Origin of the sequence: Coleofasciculus sp. FACHB-712 (genome assembly GCF_014695635.1) — a bacterium.
Classification (GTDB): domain Bacteria; phylum Cyanobacteriota; class Cyanobacteriia; order Cyanobacteriales; family FACHB-T130; genus FACHB-T130.
In genome coordinates, this window is record NZ_JACJOQ010000654.1 from 1 (window position 1) to 4740 (window position 4740).

General features: G+C 41.7%; 7 protein-coding genes. 6 read left to right on the forward strand and 1 reads right to left on the reverse strand.

The features are described 5' to 3' along the window. The 4 genes from H6F50_RS24805 to H6F50_RS24820 form a co-directional block, all read left to right on the forward strand. Positions 1-493: Uma2 family endonuclease (locus tag H6F50_RS24805; RefSeq protein WP_190430734.1), on the forward strand; the 493-nt coding region annotated here is incomplete at its 5' end. Positions 494-905: 412 nt separating this feature from the next. Beyond that, positions 906-1337 carry a hypothetical protein gene (locus tag H6F50_RS24810; RefSeq protein ID WP_190430735.1) on the forward strand — a complete coding sequence of 144 codons (432 nt, stop codon included), beginning with the start codon at positions 906-908 and terminating at the stop codon, positions 1335-1337. 139 nt (positions 1338-1476) lie between these two features. After that, the gene (locus H6F50_RS24815; RefSeq protein ID WP_190430736.1) at positions 1477-2004 is read left to right on the forward strand and encodes a hypothetical protein; all 528 of its coding nucleotides are present in this window, start codon (positions 1477-1479) and stop codon (positions 2002-2004) included. A 215-nt stretch (positions 2005-2219) separates the two neighbouring features. Then, on the forward strand, positions 2220-2636 hold the full coding sequence (locus tag H6F50_RS24820) for an endonuclease domain-containing protein (RefSeq protein WP_190430737.1): 417 nt from the start codon (positions 2220-2222) through the stop codon (positions 2634-2636). Between the two features lie 136 nt (positions 2637-2772). Here the strand turns inward: H6F50_RS24820 and H6F50_RS24825 are convergent, their stop codons facing one another. Next, the gene (locus H6F50_RS24825) at positions 2773-3102 is read right to left on the reverse strand and encodes a phosphomannose isomerase type II C-terminal cupin domain (protein ID WP_190413787.1); all 330 of its coding nucleotides are present in this window, start codon (positions 3100-3102) and stop codon (positions 2773-2775) included. Positions 3103-3379: 277 nt separating this feature from the next. On the opposite strand from H6F50_RS24825, the gene H6F50_RS24830 reads away from it, so the two are divergent. Continuing rightward, a complete protein-coding gene (locus H6F50_RS24830) occupies positions 3380-3811 on the forward strand; it encodes a nuclear transport factor 2 family protein (protein WP_190430738.1) in 432 nt (143 codons plus the stop codon). Positions 3812-3972: 161 nt separating this feature from the next. Then, positions 3973-4191, forward strand: coding sequence for a hypothetical protein (locus tag H6F50_RS24835; RefSeq protein ID WP_190430739.1), 219 nt, complete (start codon positions 3973-3975; stop codon positions 4189-4191). Positions 4192-4740: the final 549 nt, after the last annotated feature.

Consider the following 4740-nt stretch of genomic DNA (forward strand, 5'->3'; position numbering starts at 1 on the left):
ACCCTTGTCAGAGCATGAAACCAATAAACTGTTTATCAGCAACTTTATTGAAATTATTTTAGAAGAACTAGATATTGATTTTTATCCTCTTGGTTCTACTACTTTTAAAAACCCGGATATGCTGAAAGGGATAGAACCCGATAACTGTTTTTATATTCAAAATGAAGCAGCAGTAAGAGGAAAAGAAAGATTAGATTTATCCATCGACCCACCTCCAGATTTAGCCTTAGAGATAGATATAACTTCTCGCACTCATCCAAGTATTTATGAGGCTTTAGGAGTGCCTGAGCTTTGGCGATTTGAAAAAGGCAAGTTACAAATTAATGTATTACGAGACGGTAAGTATATCGAGTCAGATTTTAGTCTGATTTTTCCTAATTTACCACTGGCTCATGTAATTCCCCAATATTTAAGTCAGGTAAAAGCTATTGGTAGGAATAATACAATGAGAGCTTTTAGAACTTGGATAAGAGAACAAATTACAGTATCGTAAAACTTTAAGGTTCAACTTCGCGCAAATCGCTAACTTTTAAGATAAAGGTCGCATGATTCTGCTGGAATAAATTCCCCAAATTGAAGATATTTTGGGTATGTCTACAGATGTGGGACGGTAGTTTTAGGTGTCAATACTTCTCGGTTCACCTCTCCCCAACCCCTCCCCTGGCAGGGGAGGGGCTATAAATTCCCTCCTTTACTTACTAGGGAAGGGGGCTTGGGGGGTTAGGTTTGTCTTATCTGAGAAGTGTTTTTAGGTGTGGTTGGAATCGCTAAGACCTAAAAAGCTCTAAGAATAAGAAAAAAGCTCTTTCCTTAGCGCTTATATGCCCTTGGCGGTTTTTTTATGGTGCTAGAGCACCAGAGCAGTAGTTATAATGTGGTGATAAATCTGTCTACCTATCAGCGCTGTGGATCTAAGTAAGCTACCAAAACCATTACTCTATGCTTCCATTGCTATTTTTTTACTGGCTGTAGGTTACGGAGCAGCAACGCACATTCCAGGACTTAATGGCTCGAATGAGCAAATTGCTGGAAATCCTGCTTCAAAAACACCAGATTCAAAAAGTGTCAAAATACTCGTTTTGGATGAAGACTCTCAACAGCCTGTAGTTGGCGCAAAAGTCATAATGGAATCTGAAGGCGGGGCAGACTCAGATACAACTGATAATTTAGGTTTTTTTAGAGTTCAAATACCAAATACAGAATACGTGAGGGTTCGCTTGAGTAAAGATGGTTGCGCTCCTTTCAATCAAAACCTAAATCTGCTAAGCAACCCAGATAGACCTAAACAAATTATGTTGAAATGCTCTAAGTCTAATACATCTAAGCCTACTAAATAAATTGTATAGTGTGCCAATGTCATCTCTACGCCAGCATTTCCAGCGTATAAAAGAACTAGTTGACTGGAGTTGGACGCTAGCGTTGCTGTGTCTGTTTGGTTACATAACTCTGGGACAGTTAGCTCAGCTATATTGGGCAATGGTGGTTTTAGGAGGTGTAGCGGGTAGTTTTGGTCTTTTCTATGAATTTTCGTGTCAGAAATTAGCAGAACTAGATTCTCTCGATACTTACGAACTTCAGAAAGCTACCGCTTCAGCTTATCAGGCTGAAATCCTGCTCAATCAATTTACTAAAAGAAACCCAAGAGTTACCTCCCAATCTATTAATTTTGTCCAAGCAAGACAACAAGTAAATAAAGTAAGAGCAATATCTTCTACTACATTCCAACAAAAGATAAACAATCAAAGACAGGCAGCTCAGCAAAAGCAAGCACAACCATCTCAGCAAAAACCAGCACCTCCGAAACAAACACCTGAGCAAGGGGCTGTACAATCCAAAAGACAGTACCCAGTAAGTAAACTACCAACAAAAGTAACTAAGTCAAGGCTCACGCAAGCAGAGTATAGTCGCATTTCTAATCAAAGTGATTATGTACCTGTTCGAGGTCACTTTAGAAGAAATGGGGCTTGGGTGGAGCCACATTACAGGCGAAAGCCACGAAGATAGAATTGATTTAAAATACACCAGCTTACTCTGACCGAGCTGGGCGGAAGATATGAAAGTGCGATCGCATCCTCCGTTTAACCTCCACAAACCTAACCCCCCAACCCCCTTCCCTACAAGGGAAGGAGAAAAACCCGGCTCCCCTCTCCGCTTCGGAGAGGGGTTGGGGGAGAGGTCAAGCATAATGAAAGATACTAATATATCTTCATACTTAGTCGATGAATAACCCAACACCCCAGCATCCTTCATCACCGAGAAAAGAGGGAACTCGCAATATTGTTATTGGACAAAATGTAGCCTCAGCTAAAGTGGAACGTGCCAAAGAACTTCGCAAACAAATGACAGCGGAAGAAAAAATTCTTTGGCAATATCTTCGCGCTAATCGGTTAAATGGTTTCCACTTCCGCCGCCAGCAGATTATTAATGGATTTATTGTAGATTTCTACTGTCACGCTGTCGGATTGGTCGTAGAAGTAGATGGAGAAATTCACGAACTACAAGCTGAATACGATGCAGAACGCGACAAAATTTTGTCAGCCAGAGGATTGCGTTTATTACGAATTAAGAATGAAGAAGTAAGACAGAATGTTGATAAAGTTTTGATGCGTATTTCTACTTGTTGCAAAAACAGCTAGCCTCCTAGACCCCTTCCCTTACATTTTTCTGTCTTTGTATAAAACCCCTAGCCCCTTCCCTTATAGAGAATAGGCTAGGGGTTCGCTCTTGTATTTGATTCAAGTGAGAACCACGATATCCTTTGATTTTGCGATGTTAGGTTTCCGCGTCGTCGAAACGGATGATGTCATCTTCTCCAAGGTATTCTCCATTTTGGACTTCAATCATCACGAGAGGAATACACCCTGGATTTTCAACCCGGTGAGCTGTAGACATCGGCACGTAGGTTGACTGTTTTTGAATTAAGGTTGTCTCTTTACCATCACAAATCACTTTGGCGGTGCCAGATACAACGATCCAGTGTTCGCTTCGGTGATAGTGCATTTGGGTACTAATGTGATGACCTGGGTTGAGTTCAATGCGATTAATCCGGTAGCGTTGCCCTTCTTCTAAAACAGTGACTGTGCCCCAAGGTCGTATCCGCATTGTGTCACTATCTTCAGGTAAGGGCAGAATCGAAGCCTGCCCCTCATTTTGGTTGCTATTCATCCCTGCTTGTCTCCGAAGATTCGCATCTCAATTTTGCCGCATTTTTGAAAGTTCCTCTGCACTAATTATCGGTGGGACAATATATCGAGGGTGCTAGTAGCTGGTAGCGGCATCCGAAGCGTGCAAGCAGGCATCCTGCGGTTCCGATGAGATTTCTACGGCTTCTCTCCGCTTGTTTTTGCCACAATTGATTTAGTTGCAGCAGCTTACAAACATGGCACAAACACAACAAAGCACGATGGAAACTGCCCAGCGTGCATTTGGGCACTTCACTCAGGGGATGGGAACCGGCAAGTGGGAACCGTTTTTGGAAATGCTTGCGGATGACTTTAGCTTCTGGTTTCCAGTGGGGCAATATCAGGGGGAAAATGTCGGTAAAGCACGGGCAGCTGCTTTCTTTGAGTATGCGTCTGAAGCTTTCAACAATGAGCTGGTGGTGACGCTAGATGGCGTCACCAGTAACGAGACGACCGTTGTGTTCGAGATTCGCTCTCAAGGGCATCTGCGGGGGAAGCCTTATCAGAACCGAGGGGCAATCTCTTTCGATGTTCGCGGCGACAAGATTTGTCGTTACCGCGAGTATCTTTCGGTTGTGGTTCAGCCCAAAGTAGAATCGCACCCAGAACAGTCTCCGTCGCAGGGCTAGTTGTGTGATTTATATCACTCAGCAATTAGCTGCTCATCACCTTTACTTAAACCCGCGATCGCATGATTATCTAAGGTATCGTCACATTTTTTACAGGGGTTAATCACTCAGTAAGACGGGCAAAAGCGTGATATTAGAAATATCGAGTTAATGTCCGTAAGATGCCTGTTCAAATCTGCCCTCTCGACTCTGCGATCGCTGAACTATTTGCTCAAGCTACCTACACTGGTAGCATTACCCTGGCTGACCGATATGGGCTGATGGCTGCACTGTTGCAAGATGCAATCAGCGAAGAAGACAAGCGAGCAATTGATCGGCTACTTTACGCTGTCCGCAAGAACCGGCTGAAAGTTGTAGATGAAATTTCTGCCCTAATATAAATAGTGCCGCTGATTAAAGTTTTCTATTACTTTATTGTTAAATTTTTTAGTGTTTTGCTGTGCTTTGATTCTACAAATATACAACATTGAATACTTAGAGCAACCATCAAATTTTACCAGAATTTTTTATGACCTAAAAATAAATACTATAAAAATAATAATTTGATATTTATCCTATAGATATCCTGCTAATTAAATCCATAGTAATCCTATTGGATTTGCGAGATGCTACCCTTCATATCCCCAGCTTCTCTAAGAAGTTGAGGTCTCATAATTCACGAATTATTTAGGACGGCTATAGCCGTTATCGTACTCTAGTTTGTGCTTTTCATCTACCAATCAAAATAATTACTAAGTATTATTAATATAAATTCCTGGCATTAAGATGTGAATACGCTGCCATAATTCATCTACTCACAGACTTTTACCTTTCAAGAACTGCCGCTAAATTTTAATCACTTTGAGGTTTTAATTCCCAATTAAGAAGCCGGGGAATCTGCGACAAGTGTACGCCGTAATTAAAAATCCAAAGGACAATTTCCAGCACTA